Genomic DNA, 20,060 nt, shown 5'->3' with positions numbered 1-20,060 from the left:
CACGCCCCTCAGGCAGCCTCCGCCGCGTCCCGCCGGCCCCCCTCACGGTGAATCGGCACCGCCGAACCCGTGAGGGGGACACCCGACCCACCCCGTCGCGCCGCGACGATCTCCGCAGCGATGGACAGAGCGGTCTCCTCCGGAGTACGGGCACCGATATCGAGACCGATCGGCGACCGGAGCCGGGCCAACTCGTCCTCACGCAGCCCAGCTTCCCGCAGCCTCCGGTCACGGTCCGCATGCGTCCGGCGCGAACCCATCGCCCCGACGAACGCCACCGGCATACGCAACGCCTGCTCCAGCAAGGGAATATCGAACTTGGCGTCGTGCGTGAGCACGCACAGGACCGTACGCCCGTCGGTCGCGGTACCCCGCAGATAGCGGTGCGGCCAGTCGACGACCACGTCGTCCGCCTCCGGGAAACGAGCCCGGGTGGTGAAGACAGCACGCGCGTCGCACACCGTGACGTGATAACCGAGGAACTTGCCGGCGCGGACCAGTGCCCCGGCGAAATCGATCGCACCGAACACGATCATCCGAGGCGGCGGCACCCTCGACTCGACGAGAAGAGTGACACCACCCGGGCAGCGCGACCCGTCCTCCGCCAGTTCCAAGGTGCCGGTACGCCCGGCATCCAGCATCGCCCGCGCCTCGGCCGCCGCCGCCCGGTCCAGCCCCGTGGAACCCCCGTACGACCCCTCGTACGACCCGTCCGGACGCACCAGCAGCGCTCCGCCCAGAAGCCCGGCCGGACCCCGGACGACCCGGACCAGCGCCAACGGCTCACCCGAGGCGGCAGCCGGCAACGCCGTCCCGAACACCTCCCGGGCAGACGCCCGCGCGTCGACCGGGGTCACCATGACATCGACGACCCCGCCACAGGTCAGCCCGACCGCGAAAGCGTCCTCATCGCTGTAGCCGAACCGCTCCAGGACCGTCCCGCCGTCCTCCAGTGCCTGGACACACAGGTCGTACACCGCCCCCTCCACACAGCCGCCGGAGACCGAACCGACAACCGTGCCCTCACTGTCCACGGCGAGAGCCGCACCCGGACCGCGCGGCGCGCTCCCCCCGACGGCCACGACGGTGGCGACGGCGAACGCCCGCCCCTCATCCACCCACCGGGCCAGCTCGTCCGCGATGTCAAGCATGCGGGCCGGCCGTGAGAACACGATCGGGCCGGATGGGCAGAGTGCGATGGCGTACGCCCGTCGCATGCCAGACAGCGTTGGCGATCGCCGCCGCCGCCCCCACGATCCCGATCTCACCGATGCCCTTGATCCCCACCGGGTCGTCCGGGTCCGGATCGTCCACCCAGTCCGCCTCGACAACCGGCACATCGGCATTCGTCGCGACGTGATAACCAGCCAGGTCGGCACCGTAGAGAGCCCCGGTGTTCCGGTCCCTGACCGCCTCCTCGTGCAGAGCCATGGAAATGCCCCAGATCATCCCACCGGTGAACTGACCACGCGCCGTCAGCGGGTTGACGATCCGGCCTGCGGCGAAGATGCCCAGCATCCGGCGCACACGCACCTCACCGGTACTCACATCCACAGCGACCTCGGCGAACTGCGCCCCGAAGGAGTGCCGCTCCTTCTGCGCCAGAGCCCCGATCGCCTCGGTCGTGTCCGACCGCACCGTGATGCCCTCCGGGGGAACACCGTCAGCCAGAGCGACCCGCTCCCGCAGCTCCTCCGCCGCCGCCGTCACCGCCCAGGCCCACGACCGGGTGCCCATCGAACCACCGGCGATCATCGCCTGCCCGAAGTCACTGTCCCCGATCCGCACGCGCACCCGGCCGGTCGGCACCTGAAGAGCATCCGCGGCGACCAGAGTGAGCGCCGTCCGAGCGCCCGTCCCGATGTCCGCCGCGTTGATCCGCACGGTGAACGTGCCGTCGGCCTCCGCCGTCGCAGCCGCCGTGGACGGCATCGCACCCGCGAAGAAAGAGGCAGCCGCCGTCCCGGTACCCAGCAGCCAGCGCCCCTCCCGGCGAATACCCGGCCGCGGATCGCGATCCGCCCAGCCGAACCTGCGGGCACCCTCCCGGAAACACGCCGGCAGATTACGGGTGCTGAACGGCAGCCCGGAGACCGGACCCACCTCGGGCTCGTTGCGCAGGCGCAGCTCGATCGGATCGATGCCGCACTTCTCGGCAAGCTCGTCGAAAGCCGACTCCAACGCGAACGACCCCGGCGCCTCACCAGGAGCACGCATGAACGTCGGACTCGGCACATCGAGCCGCACGACCCGGTTGGCGGTGCGATGGGCAGGGGCGTCATACATCACCCGCGCCGGACCGGCACCCGACTCGATGAACTCGTGCACCGTCGACGTGCGGCTCACACAGCTGTGCTCCAGCGCACGCAACCGCCCCTCGGCATCGGCACCCAGCCGGACCCGCTGCGCCGTGGGACTCCGATAGCCGGCGAGCGAAAACACCTGACGCCGCGTCATGACGACACGGACCGGCCGCGACAGAGCCGTCGCCGCCATCACAGCTGCCACCTGATGCGCGCGGACACCCTTGCTCCCGAAACCACCACCGACATGCTCGGACCGCACACGCACCGAGGCCGGATCGAGCGAGAAGAGGTTCGCGAGCTCACTCGCGACCCACACCGTGCCCTGGTTGGAGTCCACCACCTCCAGCCGGCCACCGTCCCACAGCGCCGTCGCGGCATGGGGCTCCATCGAGTGATGGTGCTCCTCCGGCGTGGAGTACTCGGCGTCCAGGACGACCGCTGACGCCGCCAGCTCGGCCCCCAGGTCCCCCTTCTCCGTCACACCCTCCCCACCGGGCCCTGCGACCGAGTACGCATCCGGGTGATCGCCGGAGAACGAGACGTCGTGCGGCTCCTCCTCGTAGCGCACCACCAGCGCCTCGGCGGCCTCCCTCGCCTGCTCGGAGGTCTCGGCCACGACCAGCGCGACAGGCCAGCCCGCGTGCGGCACCCGGTCGTGCTGGAAGACGGCGACGGTCGGGTCCGGTTTTCCGAGCATGCCGACGTAGTCGATGTCGACCCGCGGAGCGTTCCCGTGGTGCAGGACCGTGAGAACACCCGGCATCTCCAGGACCGCGGCACTCTCCACCTCGCGTACACGGCCACGGGTGATCGTCGACAGCACCAGCCACCCGTGCACGAGCCCGGCGAAGGGGATCTCGCCGGCGTAACGGGCCGCTCCGGTGACCTTGTCCCGGCCCTCCACACGGGTGTGCGCGGTGCCGACGGCGTTCGTCGCCCTGGTCCCGGGCGTGGTGGTGGTCATCGGGCTGCCTCCTCGGCGAGTTCGCTCAGCACGGCGACGACGAGGTTGCGCATCAGTGTCACCTTGTATCCGTTGTGCGGCAGCGGCCGGGCGGCCGCCAGCTCGGCGTCGGCGGCGGCGGCGAAGGCCGCGGCGTCGGCCGGCCCGCCGGTCAGTACCTCCTCGGCCGTACGCGCCCGCCACGGCCGGGAGGCAACCGCCCCGAAGGCCAGACGCACCTCGTGCACGACGCCGTCACGGACGTCGAGCGCGGCGGCTATCGAACCGATCGCGAAGGCGTACGACGCCCGCTCGCGCACCTTCCGGTAGCGGGAGTTCGCGGCCACCGGAGCGGGCGGCAGAGTGACGCCGGTGATCAGCGCACCCGCCGGAAGGGCCGTCTCCCGGTGCGGGGTGTCACCCACCGGAAGGTAGAACTCGGCAAGGGGCAGCTGCCCCGCCCCGTCAGCCGTCTCGTACTCGACGACGGCATCGAAGGCCGCCAGCGCCACCCCCATGTCGGAGGGGCTGGTGGCCACACAGTGGCCGGATGCCCCCAGGACCGCGTGGTTGTGGTGCTCACCCTCGATCGCGGGACAGCCACTACCGGGAACACGCTTGTTGCACGGCTTGGACACATCGGCGAAGTAGCCGCAGCGGGTGCGCTGCAGCAGGTTCCCGCCGACGGTGGCCATGTTGCGCAGCTGCCCCGAGGCACCGGCCAGCACCGCCTGCGTCAGAGCCGGGTAGTTCCGGCGCACATCGGGGTGCGCGGCGAGGTCGCTGTTGGTGACGGTCGCACCGATGCGCAGTCCGCCGCCCTCGGACGACTCGACCCGGTCCAGCGGAAGTTCACGTACGTCGACGAGCCTGGCGGGCCGCTCTACGCCGGTCTTCATCAGGTCGACGAGATTCGTGCCCCCGCCGAGGAACCGGGCATCCGGGTCGGCGTCCAGCAGCGCGACAGCGCCGGAGACGTCCACCGCGCGCGCATATCCGAACTCCTTCATGCCGCCGCCCCCTCGTGCTCCGCGCCCCGCGTACTCTCCACGTCCCGGCCACCGTCCACGGCACGGGCCGCCGCATCGGCCTCCGCCGCGCGGGCGACCGCCTGCACGATGGACACATACGCGCCGCAACGGCACAGATTGCCGCTCATCCGCTCCCGGATCTCCTCTGCCGTCAACGGCGGTGGCCCAGCCTCGGGCCGCACATCGTCGGTGACGGCACTCGGCCAGCCGGCCGCGTGCTCCTCGATCACCGCGACGGCTGAACAGATCTGACCAGGGGTGCAGTAACCGCACTGATAACCGTCCAGGTCGAGGAACGCCTGTTGCACGGCATGCAGTTCATCGCCTTCGGCGACGCCTTCGATGGTGGTGATCTCCCGCCCTTCGGCGGCCACCGCCAGCTGCAGACAGGACACGGCCCGGCGCTTGTCGATCAGGACGGTGCAGGCGCCGCACTGCCCCTGGTCGCAGCCCTTCTTGGTGCCGGTCATATCGAGGCGCTCGCGCAGGGCGTCGAGCAGGGTGGTGCGGTGGTCGACGGTCAGCGTGTGCTTCTCGCCGTTGATGTTCAAGGTGACGGCGCTGTACGTCGGCGAGGGTGCTGTGGCCATGATCAGCCTTCTTTCGCATACCCGGACCACATCGCGAGGAAGGTCCGGCAGGCAGGGGAATCGGACGACGCGAAGACGTATCGGACAGGGACCGGAAACTGTCTGGATGCGGAGACGGGGCTGGAAGTGTGACTGTCCGCCCGGGCCGCCCACCGCTAAGGTGAACCTAACCGGACAGCTGTCCGCTCACCAGGAAAACGTAGTGGACAGTTGTCCACTTAGCAAGAGTGGGATCCGGCCACGAACTCGCGAGGAGGACGAGTGCGACAGAAGAGCAACGCACCACTGCGCTCGGATGCGCAGCGAAATCGCGAGCGCATCCTGGAAGTCGCCCTGGCGGAACTGACACTCTGCGCGGACACCCCGCTCAGCGTCATCGCCAGGAAAGCAGGCGTCGGACAAGGCACCCTCTACCGCAACTTCCCAAGCCGCGAGTCCCTGGTCCTCGAGATCTACCGCCACGAGATGCAACAGGTCGCCGACGCCGCGACCGAACTGATCAGAACCCACGAGCCCGACCTCGCCCTGCGCGAGTGGATGGACCACCTCGCCCGGTTCGCCATGACCAAAGCCGGCCTCGCGACAGCGATCCGCCAGGCCACCAGCGCACCGGGCAGCCCGGCGAAACCGGGCCACACCCCGGTGACCTCCGCAGCGGAGCTCCTGCTCCACGCCAACGAGAAGGCCGGCACCATCCGCCCCGGAGTCACCCCGGACGACTTCGTCCTCGCCATCGCCGGCCTCTGGCAACTCGACCCCCACGGCGACTGGCAACCCCGCGCCACCCGCCTCCTGGACCTCGTCATGGACGGCCTGCGGGCGGGGGCGCCCGGGGGGGAAGAAACCTGAGGCAGCGCGCCGCCCCAGCAACACCGCCTCGGACGCCCACCTATGCCTCGCAATCGGGAACGGCCACTCCCGACGCGGCATCGAGCGATGAGTTCCGACACGAAGAGAAGTCTTCCCGGGTACACCCGACGCACGAACTCTGCCAAGCCTGATGACCGGCACCATGCGACGAATCGCAGCCCGGAACCGGAGCCAAGCGCCCGACCGGCCCCGAAGGCCACGCCGACTACGCCACCTCGATGCCGTACTCCTGCACCAAAGCCTCCAGCCCGCCCGGATACCCCTTCCCTCCGGCCACGAACTCCCAGTCACCGGAACCCCGCAACCGGAACGACCCCAGGACCAGCGCCACCTCACCCGACCGGCCGTCGGACACCTCCAACCGGTCCAGCTCCACACCCGCCGCATCGCGCAACCGGATGCCCGCCTCGGTGAAGCCCGCGAGATCTCCATCAGGGTCGACCTCCGGGTCCACCGCAGCCACAAGCACCACACGATCCGCCTCGGCAGGCAACGCGTCGAACGCCACCCGCACCGCCGCCCGGTCCCCCGCGAACCCGTGCACAGCCCGCACCGCACCCTCAGGGGTCCGCGGATTGTTGAAGAACACGAAGTGGTCATCGCTCAGCACCCGGCCACCACGGCACACCAACGCACACACATCCAGCGCCACACCGCCCGACCACGTCATACCCAGCACGTTGTAATCGCCACCCGGCTCGTCCTCTTCGTCCGGCGACGACCGCTGAGCAGGCACCGACGCATCATCCGCACCGGCCGACAACCTCCCCCGCAGACCACAACGGCCCAGAAGATCGACCAGCTCAGCACCCGAGACCAGAGTCAGCGGCTTGCCGTTGGCGAACGTGTACGACCCGGGCCCGAAGCCCGAAGTCGTCACCAGCACACCCTTGTTGGCGCCCGCCCCCTGCACCGTGCCGTACAGATCACGCACCGCACCCGGAGGAACCGTGTTCCGATAACGCTTCACCTGCACGATGATCTTTCCGCCGCTGATCGGATCCGGATCCAGAGCCTCGACGTCGACACCACCATCATTCGAACGCTGCGTCGTCACCGCACGCATCCCCCGCGCCCGGAACAACTCGGCAACCAGCCCCTCGAACTCGACCGGGTCCATCTCCAGCAGATCCGGCTCCCCACCGCCACCGTGCGACACGACACCGGAACCCAGATCCGCCGGAACCCTCCCCGGCCGCACAGCCACCCGCTGATCCGGACGAGCCGACAACTGCCCCCGCAGCCCCTCCGTCAGGCAGTCCACCGCACTCACCTGCTCCAGGTTCAGCCCACCGAAATCGGCACGCGAAACCATCACAGTGCTCAGGCAGACCACCGCCTGCCGCCCCGTCGCCGGATCCACGTCATCCACGAAACCGTTCAGGGCAACCGACTCCACGATCCCGAACTCATCCGCCGCGAACACATCCCGCAGCGCAAGCAACACACACTGAGCAAGCACATCCCGGTACAAAGCCCTCCGCTGGCCGACAGGCCGGGGCGTCTCCTTCTCCCGGTCCGACCCCACCAGATACCGAACGATCTTCGACTCAGGAACCACCGCCAGACCCGGCAACTCCCAGTCCAGCACCAATTGCCGCCCCGCCGGATCAAACGCAGCCGTCACCTGGCGCGGGAAGTCCGCCGGCCACACCGATGACGCGTACAACGCGGCCGAGAAATACTCCACCACCGCATCCACATCACCCCGCCGAAGCGCCACAACCATCTCCGCGACCCCAGCATTGTGCCGACGGATCTCACCCAACCGCCCCTGCACCCAATCGTCATACTGACGCCGGTACTGCGCGAGCTGCTGCTGCCGCTGCACCTCCGCCGCCTGCGCCACCTGCCAATCCCGCTGATACCGAGCCTGCGCCTCCTGCTGCGCCTGCGCCCGCCTCCCCACAGTCCAACCACCCTGAACCTGATAGCGGTTCACATCCGGCATAGGCACGGGATACGCCAGTTGCCCCGGCGCGAACGGCTCGATGTCCTCCGCACGCGTCAACGACGCCGTCCGGAACGCAGGCACCCGCGAACCGGCAGCCAGCAACCCCTCCAGCACACCGACCCGAGCCTCCAGCTCCTCCGTGCGCCGCGCCGCATCCGCCTCACGCCGCCGCCGGTACTCGGCCTGCTGCTCCCGATGCAACCGGGCCATGTCCCGCTCATGGGCCCGCTGCAAACGCTCCTGCTCACGCGCACCCTGAACAGCGGCCCGATGCTGTGCTTCGTGCTGCCGCTGAAGCTGCCGCTGGGACTCCGCCCAAGCACCGACCAGGCCAATTGACCGACGACTCATCTACTGCACTCCCCACCCGCCTCCACACTTCCTGCACATGTCTTACACGGAGGGAAACGCCCACGTCTCGGGAGTGGCCGATCTGGGACGGCACAACGGCTCGGGCGACAAAAAAACCAGGCCAGCATGGCGCTGACCTGGCGTTTTGAGCCGCCTGTCGGAATCGAACCGACGACCTGATCATTACAAGTGATCCGCTCTGGCCAACTGAGCTAAGGCGGCACAGTGCACGCAAAAAACTGCGCGCGCAAGCCCTCAGTCTACACAGCACCTCGCCCACGCTCCACGAAGTTTCGCCGCCACCGTGACCATCCGACCACCTATGCGTTAAGAGGACTGACGTGCTGTTCCGTATATCGGACAGTCGGGGGGAGCGGGCATGACGGACACGGCGGACCAGCCGGTGCGGGTGACGGGCGAAGAGGCCAAGCGCATCAAACGCGACGCCCTGGGCATCACCGGCCGTAAGAAGCACCACGGCCGCGCTTTCACCGCCATGAGGGGCCGGACGAAGGAGCCCGGCACGCAGCAGCGCGTGTACCGCTACCGCTTCTATCCGACTCCGTCGCAGGCCGAGCAGCTGGAGAAGACCTTCGGAGCCTGCCGCTGGGTCTACAACGAAGGCCTGGCCCTGCGCGTCGGTGCCTGGGAGCGGCATCGGGTGTCGGTGGGGTTTGCCGAGTCGTGCCGGGCGTTGACGGGGTGGCGGCAGGCGTCGGAGACGGGCTGGCTCCGTGAGGTGTCGTCGACGGTGTTGCAGCAGTCGTTGCGGCATCTGGACGGGGCGTTCACGCGCTTCTTCAAGCAGTCGGCGAAGTATCCGCAGCGGAAGAGAAAGCACCGCTCGCGGGACTCGGCGACGTATGCGCGGACGGGCTTCCGGTGGGTGGAGGACCCGGAGCTTCCGGGTACGGGGCGGTTGACGCTGGCCAAGCAGTCGGAGCCGCTCGATGTGCGGTGGTCGCGACCGTTGCCGGTGGGCGTGCAGCCGGTGAAGCTGTCGGTGACGCGGGACCGGGCGGGACGCTATTTCGTCTCGGTGCTGGTCGAGGAGCGGACCGAGCCGTTGCCTGCCGTGTTCCTGCCGGGCGGGCGTGAGCCGAGGGCGGTGGGGATCGATCTGGGTCTGGCGGCTTTGGTGACGCTGGACGACGGGACGAAGGTGGATCACCCGCGGCTGTTGCGGAAGTACGAGAAGGAGCTGGCGCGGTTGCAGCGGGGGCTGCACCGGAAGAAGAAGGGATCGGCGAACCGGGGTAAGGCCCGGGCGCGTATCGCTCGGCTGTATGCGCTGATCAGTGATGTGCGCAGGGACATGCTGGACCAGTTGACCACCCGCCTCGTGCGCGAGAACCAAGTGCTCGTGGTGGAGGATCTGGCCATCATGAATCTGCTGCGGCCGTCCGTGGGGAAGAGCCGTCGGCGGAAGGCCGCGCTGAGTCGGTCGATCATGGACGCGGCCTGGGGTGAGCTGTTACGGCAGCTGCGTTACAAGTGCGAGTGGTACGGCCGGACGCTGGTGGTCGTCGACCGTTTCTTCCCGTCGACGCGGCGGTGCTCCGACTGCCATGTCAAGGGGCCGTCGCTCGATGTTTCGGTGCGGGAGTGGACGTGTGCGGAGTGCGGCGCCGTGCATGACCGGGATGTGAATGCGGCGCGGAACCTGCGGGACGAGGGGATGCGGTTGTACTGGCTGGTGGCTTCCGCGCTGCCGCCGGGGCGGGTGCCCCCGCCCGTGATCAAGGCATCGGAGCTGGCTGACGTGCTGCTGGCTGCGTGAGGAAGTGCGGTACGGACCGACGGGCCGTCGGCCGTGATGCCTGTGGAGCCCATGTAAGACCGGGCGGGTGTGCCCCTCAGGGGTGCGTCCGGTCGGCAGAGGGTGCTGAAGCAGGAAGTGCTGCGTCTGCGGCAGGGGTCAAAAGTGCATTGCTCTGCCGATCCATATTCGGGACCTCGGACTACTGACATATTCGAAAACGCCAGGTAGGTTCACCTCAGGTTCACTCCAGTGGACCACACCACTCCCTACTCGGATCGTCCGGCACGTTCCTGCCGGTTGAGGAGAAGCATCGTCATGGCCAGTGTCACGTTCGACAAGGCGTCCCGCGTCTACCCCGGCTCCACGAAGCCGGCTGTGGACCAGCTCGAGATCGACATCGAGGACGGCGAGTTCCTCGTCCTCGTCGGTCCTTCCGGTTGCGGCAAGTCGACCTCCCTGCGCATGCTCGCGGGTCTCGAGGACGTCAACGGCGGTGCGATCCGCATCGGTGACCGCGACGTCACGCACCTGCCCCCGAAGGACCGGGACATCGCCATGGTGTTCCAGAACTACGCGCTCTACCCGCACATGTCCGTCGCGGACAACATGGGCTTCGCGCTGAAGATCGCCGGGATCAACAAGACGGAGATCCGGGCGAAGGTCGAAGAGGCCGCCAAGATGCTGGACCTCGTCGACTACCTGGACCGCAAGCCGAAGGCGCTCTCCGGTGGTCAGCGTCAGCGTGTGGCGATGGGCCGTGCGATCGTGCGTGAGCCGCAGGTCTTCCTCATGGACGAGCCGCTGTCGAACCTCGACGCCAAGCTCCGTGTGTCGACGCGTACGCAGATCGCCTCGCTGCAGCGCCGTCTCGGCATCACCACGGTGTACGTGACCCACGACCAGGTCGAGGCCCTCACCATGGGTGACCGTGTCGCGGTCCTCAAGGACGGTCTGCTCCAGCAGGTCGACTCGCCGCGCAACATGTACGACCGCCCGAACAACCTCTTCGTGGCCGGCTTCATCGGCTCCCCGGCGATGAACCTCGTCGAGGTCCCGATCACCGACGGCGGCGTGAAGTTCGGCAACAGCGTCGTGCCGGTCTCCCGTGAGGCGCTCACCGCCGCCGCCGACCGCGGTGACAGCACCGTCACGGTCGGCATCCGCCCCGAGCACTTCGACATCGTCGAGCACGGCGGCGCCGCCGCGACCGGCCTCTCCAAGGCTTCCTCCGAGGCCCCTGCCGGTCTGGCCGTCTCCGTCAACGTCGTCGAGGAGCTCGGCGCCGACGGTTTCGTCTACGGTGCCGCGCAGGTCGGTGGCGAGCACAAGGACCTGGTCGTCCGTGTCGGTGGCCGCGCCGTTCCGGAGAAGGGCACCGAGCTGCACGTCGTGCCGCGCCCGGACGAGCTGCACGTCTTCGCCACCTCGACCGGTGAGCGCCTGACCGCCTGATCCTCACGATCCAGCCGCTACGGCCCCGTGTCCCTTCGAGGACGCGGGGCCGTTCGCGTTTCGCGGGGAGGATCGGGTTTCGGATCGCGCGAGGCCCAAATACCCTGGCACACCGGTCAATTCGCCCTGGCGCGTCAACGCGTGATTCGAAAAGGGCACTCGAACCATCCCTCGCAAGGGTGACGAAATGTCGCCAAGTCATCACTGACCGCTACGCTCGCCTGCGTGACCCACACCGCGCGCCGAATCGGCCGAACCCTAGCTCTCGTACTGCCCGTCGTCATGGTTCTGTCCGGGACCCTTGCGGTCACCCGTGTGCAGTGGTCAGGGCAGGACACCGAGACCCAGTTGCTGACCGCTGCCTCCGAGACCGTGTCCAAGCGGGCGAAGGCCCGGGCTCCTCAGGACGTTCTGCGGGACAAGCTCCTGCTGGAGCTCCGTGAGAAGGACCCGGGTGTCGCGCTGACCAGCCTCCAGCGCACCGTCGAGGGGCGTCCGTCCCTGGCGAAGCACTGCATGTCGATCGCCAGGGCGCTGGGCAAGGCGGCCGTGGACCAGTACGGTCCGACGCGCGCCCACCGTTTCTCCCGTCCGGTGTGCGACACCTCCTTCGCGTCGGGCGTCGCACAGTTCAGCTGAGCCGGGTGTGCCCGGGCACGGCATATCGTGCCTGGCATGCATACGTATCCGACGCAGGCCGTGATCCTGGCGGGTGGTCAGGGCTCGCGGCTGCGCCCGTACACCGATGACCGCCCCAAGCCGATGGTCGAGATCCCGGGGACCGGGACCCCGATCATCGGTCATCAGCTGTCCTGGCTGGCCGCCGAGGGCGTCACCGACGCCGTGGTCTCGTGCGGCCATCTTGCCGATGTGTTGCAGGAGTGGCTGGCCTCGGCCGTTCTTCCGTTGAGTGTCACGACCGTCGTCGAGACCGAGCCTCTGGGCCGGGGCGGCGGTCTCAAGCATGCGGCGGCGCGGCTGCCCGATCCGTCGGAGCCCTGGTACGCGACGAACGGCGACATCTGGACCCGTTTCTCGCTGCGGGAGATGGCCGCGTTCCACGCGGAGCGGGACGCCACCGCGACGCTCGCGCTGGCCCGTCCGCGGATCCCGTGGGGGGCTGTGGAGACGGACGCCTTCGGGCACATCACGGACTTCATCGAGTCGCCTCCGTCGCCGTATCTGATCAACGCGGGTGTGTATGTCTTCGCGCCGGAGTTCACGGCGATGCTGCCGGACCGCGGCGACCATGAGCGGACGACTTTCCCCCGGCTGGCCCGTGAGCGTCGGCTGGCCGGGTTCCCGCTGCCGCACGGGGCGTACTGGCGGGCGATCGACACCGCGAAGGACCTCACGGAGGCGGCGAAGGAGCTGGGCACCCACGCGGGGGGCTGACACGGCCGTGTGCGTACGTGGGCGAGGACGGTCACCGGGGTTCCGGTGGCCGTCCTCGTGGTGTGTCTGGTGCGGGTGTCAGCCGAGCAGGCCGCCGATGGGGTTCTGTCCGGCGCCGCCGGAGGAGCCGCCGTCGGATCCGCCGTCGGAGCCTCCGTCGTCCGAGCCACCGGTGGTGCCGCCGGAGCCGGTGGACCCGGATGAGCTGGGGCCGGTGTCGCCGGACGGGGGTTCCTGCGGGGCGGGCTCCTGCGGGGGTGCCTGGCCGGTGCCCTGGGTCTGGCTGGGCTGGCCGGCGCTCGCCCCGGCTGTCGGGCCGGAGTCGCGTCCGGGGCCGGAGCCCGGGGTGGACTCCTCGGCCGACGGGGTGCCGGGGGCACTGGAGGGGGAGGTCTCGGGGGCGCGGTTCTCCGGGGTCCTGGAGGGCTTGCCCTGCTTGTCCTTGGACTTTTCGGGGAGCGGGGAGCCGGGCAGCTGGTTGGCCGGGTAGCTGTCGGGGCCGGGCACGGTGATGACCTCGGTGGAGCGGACGGCGCCGCCGAGCATGGAGCCGACCAGCAGGGTCAGGCCGACGACGACGGTGGCGACCGCGGTGCCGCGGCGGAGTACCCGGCGGCGGAGGTCCCAGATGGCGGAGCGCGGGCCGAGTGTGCGCCAGGCTTCTCCTGCGAGGTGTCCGTCGAGGGAGTAGACGGGGGCGCCGGCGATGACGAGGGGGCTCCAGGCGGCCAGCAGGATGATGTCGGGGGTGTCGTAGGCGGCGGCGGTGCGCCAGCTGACCGTGACGAGGATGGCGGCGGAGAGCAGGGCGCCGAAGGCCGCCGCGATCCGTTGCCAGAGTCCGAGGACGGTGAGGACGCCGACGACGATCTGGAGGAAGGCGACGGAGAGGCCGGCGGCGACGGGGTGGCCGAGCGCGAGGTCGCGCATGGGTTCGGCGGCGGTCCAGGGGTGCAGCGAGGTCAGCCACTTGACCATGGAGCCGCGGTCGCCGCCGTCGAAGTAGGCGGGGTCGCAGAGTTTGCCCATGCCGGCGTAGATGGCGAGGAAGCCGAGGATGACGCGCAGCGGGAGGAGTACGACGCCGAGGTTCATCCGGCGGCCGGGGTAGTAGGCGTGGCGGACGGTGTCGTTGGCGTGGCGTCGTTCGCCGGTGGTGGTGTCGTCCTGGCTCTCGGCGTCGGGGTCGTCGTCGGTGATGTCGTACGCGTCGTGGGGCGGGGTGTCGACGACGTCGTAGGCTCCGACGGCCTGGCGCATGGGGGGCAGCAGCGGGCCTGTGCGGCCCCCGGGCTGGTGAGGGGGCCGGAGTACGGGGTTGGGCTGGGTCTCGTCGAGGCGCGGGATGACCTGGGTGCCGCCGCCCGTGTCGTCGTGGCCCGCGCCGAGGTCGCCGCCGGGGCGGGCGTCGAGGTGGCCGACGGTGGAGTTCCGTACGGCCTGCAGGAGTCCGGTCGCTCCGGGGTCGCCCGGTTGGGACCGGCCGCTCCAGACGACGGGGGCCCGCCTGCGGCCGCCTGAGCCGCTCATGGCGGGGATCCTGGCCGGTCCGGCGGAGCCCACGGGGCGCAGACGGGTGCGCTGACCCGGGGCGAGCTGTACCCGGAAGCTGGCGTGGCTGACGATGACCTGCGCGGGGTCGCTGTCCACCTTCGTCATGCTCAGGGCGGGTTGGTCGTCGAACCGAGGCGTTCTGGTGTCCACACTCATCTAACCGAGTGATGTGTGATTAGGACACTGCCTTGACGTGCCCGAAGTGTCCGAGACCCGTCAACAGTCCTCCGCGGTACGTGAGTCCGCGTACACGCGCACGTCCCCGGGGCGGGGACGTGGGTCCTCCAGCGGGCGTATCCCGCCCGGCCGGCGGGGCCCCGCGTGCCGCGTCGGCCGCGGGGCCAGGTCCCGTGCGGCGGGGGTCACGCCCTGCGGCGTGCGACCTCGTACATCACGATGCCGGCGGCGACGCCGGCGTTGAGGGATTCGGCGCCGCCTGGCATGGAGATGCGGACGCGGTAGTCGCAGGTCTCGCCGACGAGGCGGCCGAGGCCCTTGCCCTCGCTGCCGATGACGACGACGACGGGGCCGCCGAGGGCTTCGAGGTCCTCGACGGTGTGCTCGCCGTCGGCGGCGAGGCCGACGATCGCGATGCCTTCCTTCTTGTACGCCTCGAGCGCGCGGGTCAGGTTGGTGACCCGGGAGACGGGCGTGCGGGCGGCGGTGCCGGCGGAGGACTTCCAGGCTCCGGCGGTCATGCCGGCGGCGCGGCGTTCGGGCACGACGACGCCGTGGCCGCCGAAGGCGGAGACGGAGCGGACGATGGCGCCGAGGTTGCGAGGGTCGGTGATGCCGTCGAGGGCGACGATGAGGGGGTCCTCGCCGTTGTCGTAGGCGGCGGCGGTGAGGTCCTGCGGGTCCGCGTACTCGTAGGGCGGGACCTGGAGGACGAGGCCCTGGTGGTTCAGGCCGTTCGTCATCCGGTCGAGCTCGGGGCGCGGGGCCTCCATGAGGTGGATGTTGCCGCGCTCACCGGCGAGCTGGAGTGCCTCGCGGACCCGCTCGTCGTTATCGATGTACTGCTGGACGTAGAGGGTGGTGGCGGGCACGCCGTCGCGGAGGGCCTCGAAGACGGGGTTGCGGCCGACGACCATCTCCGAGGTGCCCTTGACGCCGCCGCGCCGGGGGGCGGGGCGGCGGCTGGCGGCCTGCTTGGCCTTGGCGGTGGCCATGCGGTTCTTCTTGTGCTTCTTACGCTCCTCGGCGGGCGGTGTCGGTCCCCGGCCTTCGAGGCCACGGCGACGCTGCCCACCGCTGCCGACCTGCATGCCCTTCTTGTTGGACGTGCGGCGGTTCTTGCGTTGGCTGTTCCCGGCCATGACCTACCTGTTTCGTTGCTTCAGAAAGACGTCGTCAAGTGAAAGTGTGCCGCCCGGATGGCCGGGCGGCACATTTGCGCTGCTCACGCATGGTGCGAAGTCCGCTCAGCGCGGTCCGAGTGTCCACCGGGGTCCGCTGGGGCTGTCCTCGATGACGAGGCCGGACTGGTTGAGCTGGTCGCGGATCGCGTCGGCGGCGGGCCAGTCCTTGCGGGCCCGCGCGGACTGGCGCTGGTCGAGGACGAGGCGTACGAGGGTGTCGACGACGCCGTGGAGGTCTTCGCCGCGGTCGCTCTCGTCGGCCCAGTGGGGGTCGAGGGGGTCGAGTCCGAGGACGCCGAGCATCGCGCGGACCTCGGCGAGGCGGGCGACGGCGGCTTCCTTGTCGTCGGCGGCGAGGGCGGAATTGCCCTGCCGGACGGTGGTGTGGACGATCGCGAGGGCCTGCGGGACGCCGAGGTCGTCGTCCATGGCTTCCGCGAACGCGGGCGGTACCTCGGCTGCGGCCTCGACCGGTCCGGCCTTCTCCACCACGCGCTGGACGAAGCCTTCGATCCGCGCGAAGGCGGACTCGGCGTCGCGCAGCGACTCCTCGCTGTACTCGATCATGGAGCGGTAGTGCGGGGTGCCGAGGTAGTAGCGCAGGACGATGGGCCGCCAGTGCTTGACCATCTCGCTGACCAGCACGGAGTTGCCGAGGGACTTCGACATCTTCTCGCCGGCCAGGGTGACCCAGCCGTTGTGCACCCAGTACTTCGCGAAGTCGTCGCCGAAGGCCTTGGCCTGGGCGATCTCGTTCTCGTGGTGCGGGAAGATCAGGTCGATGCCGCCGCCGTGGATGTCGAAGGCGGTGCCGAGGTACTTGTGCGCCATGGCGGAGCACTCCAGGTGCCACCCGGGGCGGCCGCGGCCCCAGGGTGTCTCCCAGCTGGGCTCGCCGGGCTTGGCGGCCTTCCACATGGCGAAGTCGCGCTTGTCGCGCTTGCCGGTCTCGTTGTCGCCGGAGGGCTGGCGCAGGTCGTCGAGGTCCTGGTTGGAGAGCTCGAGGTATCCCTCGTACGAGCGGACGTCGAAGTAGACGTTGCCGTCGGCCTCGTAGGCGTGGCCTCGCTCGATGAGGCCGCGCATCATCTCGACCATCTCGGTGATGTGGCCGGTGGCACGGGGCTCGTACGTGGGCGGGAGGCAGCCCAGGACGTCGTAGCCCGCGTTGAACGCGCGCTCGTTCTCGTAGCCGATGGCCCACCAGGGGCGGCCCTGCTCGGCGGACTTCTTGATGATCTTGTCGTCGATGTCGGTGACATTCCGGATGAACGTCACGTCGTACCCGCGGTATTCGAACCAGCGGCGCATGATGTCGAAATTCAGTCCGGACCTGATGTGCCCGATGTGCGGGGCAGCCTGCACCGTGGCGCCACAGAGGTAGATCGAGACACAGCCCGCTGTGAGCGGGACGAAGTCACGAGTCTGCCGGGCGTTGGTGTCATGCAGGCGAATAGTCACCCCTCAAGGGTAGTGGGCCCGCACCAGTGCCCAGCGCCCCCTGTGGAAAACGTGTCACAACTAATCGGTGACGGTGGCGGCGGGCTCCGGCGTGCGCCGTCCGGTGGGCAGGGTCAGCGTGAGCGCGGCGCCCGCGAGGGGGATGGCGGCGAGCGCGGTCCAGAGGACGGGTCCGGGGGTGTCGAGGAGTGTTCCGGTGGCGGCGCTGCCCACGAGGACGGCGAGGCCGGACACGGAGGACAGGGCCCCGGTGGCGAGCCCGAGCCGCCGGTCGTCGACCAGGTCGGGTACGAGGCCCCGGGCGGCGGGGACCAGCAGCATCTGGCCGAGGGTGAGCAGGACGACGAGCGATGCCCCGGGGAGCAGGCCGAAGGGCCCGTCCGGGGCGATGGGCACCACGGCGAATCCGGCGGCGACGACGGCGAGCCCCGTGACGAGGGCGGTCCGGGGCGCTATGCGGTGGGCGGACCAGCGGGTCAGCGGCAGCTGGGCGGCGACGACGAGCAGGGAGGAGAGCGCGAAGAGTCCGCCGAGCGCGCCCTGGGAGCCGGTGGCCCGCTCCACCTCCACCGGCAGGGCGAGATAGAGCTGGTTGTAGGAGACGAGGTAGCTGCTGTAGGCGAGGCAGAGCACCAGGAAGGGCCGGTTGGTGAAGACCTGGCGGGGAGGGGCGGCGTCCGGCCGGGCGGGCCGGACGCGGTGGGGACGCCGGGGCATGAGGCGGGCGTGTCCGGCGAGTACGCCGACGAAGACGACGGCCCCGGCGAGGCACGCTGCCCGGAATCCTCCTCCCAGGAGCAGCAGCAGGCTGCCGAGCAGGGGTCCGATGAAGGCTCCGGCCTGTCCTGCGGCGGAGAAGACTGCCAGTACCTGGGCGCGTGGCGTTCCGGTTCCGGCTTCGTGGGCGACGGCGGCGCGCGTGGTCTCCGATTCGACGGCGGGTGAGAAGAGGGCGGCGGCGAAGCCGATGAGGAGGACGGCGCCGATGACGGTGACGGTGGTGCCGGCCTGGGCGAGCCAGCAGAATCCGGCGATGCGCAGGGCGCAGCCGGTGAGGACGACGGGCCGGGGTCCGTAGCGGTCGGTGAGGGCGCCTCCGACGACGAAGAGGCCCTGCTGGCTGAAGGTGCGCAGGCCGAGCACGAGTCCGACGAGCCATCCGGCCATGCCGAGCCCGTCGCCCAGGTGGGCGGCGAGGTAGGGCAGGACCGCGTAGAAGCCGGTGTTGAAGGCGAACTGGGTGGCGGTCAGGAGCCGGAGGTAGGGGGTGAGGGGGGCGGCGCGGGACCGGGTGCGTCGCGCATCGGTTGTCGTCACGTGCGGGGCCTGCCGCGTACGGCCGCCGAGGTCAGCACCGCGAGTGCGCCGAGGGCGGCGAGTGCGGCGGCGGGGGCGAGGACGGCCCAGGGGGCGCGTTCGGCGTAGGGCATGTTCTCGGAGAGCATGCGGCCCCACTCCGGTGCGGGGGCCGGTGCTCCGAGGCCGAGGAAGCCGAGGGAGGCGAGTGCCAGGGCGATGGCGGGGACGCGCAGGACGGCGTGGCGTACGACGGGTGGCAGGACGCCGGGCAGGATGTGGCGGCGCAGCCGGTGCCATGGCCCGGCGCCGAGGGCGCGGGCGGCGGCGATGTGCGGGGCGGCGCGTTCCTGGGAGTACAGCGCGGAGGTGTGGGCGGCGAGCGGGGCCCAGGCGACGACGGCGACGGCGGCTGCCGCGCCCCAGGGGCCGGGGCCCGCGATCCCCGCGACGACGAGTCCGGCCAGGACCGCGGGCAGGGCGTTGGCGGTCTCGGTGAGGGCTCCGGCGCGGGCGGCTCCGGCGAGCAGTCCGAGGAGCAGTGTGACGGCGCCGACGGCGATCGCGGTGAGCACGGTCCTGGCCGCCCCGTGGCCGAGGCGGGCGAGGACGTCGCGGCCCAGGGAGTCGGTGCCCAGCGGGTGGGCGGCCGACGGTGGGGCGAGGCGGGCGGCGGTGTCGGCGTACAGGGGGTCGCGCAGCAGACCCGCGAGGACGACGGCGACGAGGAGGGCGCCGAGGACTGCCGCCCCGGCGGCCACGGTGCGGCGTGTGGGGAGGTGCGGCGCGACGAGCGGGGGGAGGGCGCCGTCGGTCCGTGCGGGGCCGAGCAGGGCCCTGGAGCCGAGGCGGGCGGCGAGTCCGGCGGCGACGCCCAGGAGGAGCAGGAGCAGTACGCAGGCCTGAAGGGCGGGCAGGTCCTGGGCGAGGGCGGCGGCCAGGGCCGTGGAGCCGAGCCCGGGGATGGCGTAGAGCGTCTCGACGGCGACCGCGCCGCCGGTGAGCCCGACGACGACGAGGCCGAGCTGGGGCAGCAGCGCGGGCAGGGTGCGGCGCAGGGCGTGTGCGGCGATCCGGCGGGCGGGCATCCCGTGGGCGGTGGCGGCGCGCGCCCAGGGTTCGGCGAACGCTGCGGGCAGCGCGTCGTCGAGCAGCCGCCCGAGGAGTGCGCCGGCGGGTACGCCCATGGCGAGGGCGGGCAGGACGAGCTGTTCGGGCCCGCCCCAGCCGAGGGCGGGGAACCAGCCCAGCTGTACGGCGAGGACGGTGGCCAGGACCGCGGCGAGGAGGAACTCCGGCAGTGCGGCGAGCACGGCCGCGCCTACGCCCGCGCGTGTGGTGACGAGCCGGCGGCGGGCACCCCTGCGGAGCGTTCCTGCGGAGAGTGCCAGTGCCAGGAGGGCGGCGACGGCGAGCGAGGCCCCCATGAGGGTCAGGGAGACGCCGAGCGCGGAGGTCACGTCGGGGCCGACCGGCTGTCCGGAGACCCAGGACTCCCCCAGGTCGCCGCGGAGCAGTCCGGCCGCCCAGCCGCCGAGTACGTGCAGCGGGCCGCCGTCGAGTCCGGTCTCGGCGCGGATCGCGTCGAGGACGGCCGGTGTGGGCGGCCGGTCCGCGTAGCGGGCGTGCAGGATGGTCAGCGCCGGATCGGTGCGGGTCAGCCAGGGCAGCAGGCCGATGACGGCGACGACGGCCAGGAGCGCGCCGAGCCGCCCGGCCAGGTACTTCACGCGG

At 70.6% G+C, this 20,060-nt stretch carries 15 protein-coding genes and 1 tRNA gene; 5 read left to right on the top strand and 11 right to left on the bottom strand.

Annotated features, from left to right (window positions below; genetic code table 11):
- Positions 1-8: 8 nt before the first annotated feature.
- From ACIREO_RS33310 to ACIREO_RS33295, 4 genes are read right to left on the bottom strand one after another with little or no spacing between them, the layout of a single operon-like run.
- Positions 9-1,151, bottom strand: a complete 1,143-nt coding sequence (locus ACIREO_RS33310; RefSeq protein ID WP_404117030.1) for an XdhC family protein — start codon at positions 1,149-1,151, stop codon at positions 9-11.
- On the bottom strand, positions 1,144-3,270 hold the full coding sequence (locus tag ACIREO_RS33305; RefSeq protein WP_404117027.1) for a xanthine dehydrogenase family protein molybdopterin-binding subunit: 2,127 nt from the start codon (positions 3,268-3,270) through the stop codon (positions 1,144-1,146). The genes ACIREO_RS33310 and ACIREO_RS33305 overlap by 8 nt, the downstream gene beginning before the upstream one ends.
- Positions 3,267-4,259 (bottom strand): FAD binding domain-containing protein, encoded by a 993-nt coding sequence (locus tag ACIREO_RS33300; protein ID WP_404117024.1) that lies wholly within the window; start codon positions 4,257-4,259, stop codon positions 3,267-3,269. Before ACIREO_RS33300 ends, ACIREO_RS33305 begins: the two co-directional genes overlap by 4 nt.
- A complete protein-coding gene (locus ACIREO_RS33295) occupies positions 4,256-4,870 on the bottom strand; it encodes a 2Fe-2S iron-sulfur cluster-binding protein (protein WP_404117022.1) in 615 nt (204 codons plus the stop codon). The genes ACIREO_RS33300 and ACIREO_RS33295 overlap by 4 nt, the downstream gene beginning before the upstream one ends.
- A gap of 261 nt (positions 4,871-5,131) precedes the next feature.
- On the opposite strand from ACIREO_RS33295, the gene ACIREO_RS33290 reads away from it, so the two are divergent.
- Positions 5,132-5,719 (top strand): TetR/AcrR family transcriptional regulator, encoded by a 588-nt coding sequence (locus ACIREO_RS33290; protein WP_404117019.1) that lies wholly within the window; start codon positions 5,132-5,134, stop codon positions 5,717-5,719.
- A 226-nt stretch (positions 5,720-5,945) separates the two neighbouring features.
- Here ACIREO_RS33290 and ACIREO_RS33285 read toward each other — a convergent pair whose 3' ends face one another.
- Together ACIREO_RS33285 and ACIREO_RS33280 are read right to left on the bottom strand one after the other, a co-directional pair.
- Positions 5,946-7,904 (bottom strand): restriction endonuclease, encoded by a 1,959-nt coding sequence (locus ACIREO_RS33285; protein WP_404117017.1) that lies wholly within the window; start codon positions 7,902-7,904, stop codon positions 5,946-5,948.
- A 289-nt stretch (positions 7,905-8,193) separates the two neighbouring features.
- Positions 8,194-8,267, bottom strand: a tRNA-Thr gene (locus tag ACIREO_RS33280).
- A gap of 157 nt (positions 8,268-8,424) precedes the next feature.
- Here ACIREO_RS33280 and ACIREO_RS33275 point away from each other — a divergent pair.
- From ACIREO_RS33275 to ACIREO_RS33260, 4 genes are all read left to right on the top strand, one after another.
- Positions 8,425-9,825 (top strand): RNA-guided endonuclease InsQ/TnpB family protein, encoded by a 1,401-nt coding sequence (locus tag ACIREO_RS33275; RefSeq protein ID WP_404117014.1) that lies wholly within the window; start codon positions 8,425-8,427, stop codon positions 9,823-9,825.
- 297 nt (positions 9,826-10,122) lie between these two features.
- Complete coding sequence (locus ACIREO_RS33270; protein WP_404117012.1) at positions 10,123-11,259, top strand: ABC transporter ATP-binding protein; 1,137 nt, start codon at positions 10,123-10,125, stop codon at positions 11,257-11,259.
- A 225-nt stretch (positions 11,260-11,484) separates the two neighbouring features.
- Positions 11,485-11,898 carry a hypothetical protein gene (locus ACIREO_RS33265; RefSeq protein ID WP_401616914.1) on the top strand — a complete coding sequence of 138 codons (414 nt, stop codon included), beginning with the start codon at positions 11,485-11,487 and terminating at the stop codon, positions 11,896-11,898.
- A gap of 36 nt (positions 11,899-11,934) precedes the next feature.
- A complete protein-coding gene (locus ACIREO_RS33260; protein WP_404117009.1) occupies positions 11,935-12,654 on the top strand; it encodes an NDP-sugar synthase in 720 nt (239 codons plus the stop codon).
- A 78-nt stretch (positions 12,655-12,732) separates the two neighbouring features.
- Here the strand turns inward: ACIREO_RS33260 and ACIREO_RS33255 are convergent, their stop codons facing one another.
- The 5 genes from ACIREO_RS33255 to ACIREO_RS33235 form a co-directional block, all read right to left on the bottom strand.
- On the bottom strand, positions 12,733-14,364 hold the full coding sequence (locus tag ACIREO_RS33255) for a DoxX family protein (protein WP_404117006.1): 1,632 nt from the start codon (positions 14,362-14,364) through the stop codon (positions 12,733-12,735).
- A 206-nt stretch (positions 14,365-14,570) separates the two neighbouring features.
- Positions 14,571-15,527 carry a 23S rRNA (guanosine(2251)-2'-O)-methyltransferase RlmB gene (gene rlmB, locus ACIREO_RS33250; protein WP_404117004.1) on the bottom strand — a complete coding sequence of 319 codons (957 nt, stop codon included), beginning with the start codon at positions 15,525-15,527 and terminating at the stop codon, positions 14,571-14,573.
- A gap of 105 nt (positions 15,528-15,632) precedes the next feature.
- The gene (cysS, locus tag ACIREO_RS33245) at positions 15,633-17,030 is read right to left on the bottom strand and encodes a cysteine--tRNA ligase (RefSeq protein WP_404117001.1); all 1,398 of its coding nucleotides are present in this window, start codon (positions 17,028-17,030) and stop codon (positions 15,633-15,635) included.
- Between the two features lie 60 nt (positions 17,031-17,090).
- Positions 17,091-18,347, bottom strand: coding sequence for an MFS transporter (locus ACIREO_RS33240; RefSeq protein ID WP_404116998.1), 1,257 nt, complete (start codon positions 18,345-18,347; stop codon positions 17,091-17,093).
- Positions 18,344-20,056: an ABC transporter permease subunit gene (locus ACIREO_RS33235; RefSeq protein ID WP_404116996.1), complete on the bottom strand. Its 1,713-nt coding sequence runs from the start codon at positions 20,054-20,056 to the stop codon at positions 18,344-18,346. The genes ACIREO_RS33240 and ACIREO_RS33235 overlap by 4 nt, the downstream gene beginning before the upstream one ends.
- Between the last annotated feature and the right edge of the window lie 4 nt (positions 20,057-20,060).

The sequence above is a fragment of the Streptomyces sp. NPDC102441 genome, assembly GCF_044765585.1.
GTDB lineage: Bacteria > Actinomycetota > Actinomycetes > Streptomycetales > Streptomycetaceae > Streptomyces.
The sequence above is the reverse complement of the archived record's forward strand: the minus strand, read 5'-3'. Positions and strand labels throughout refer to the sequence as shown.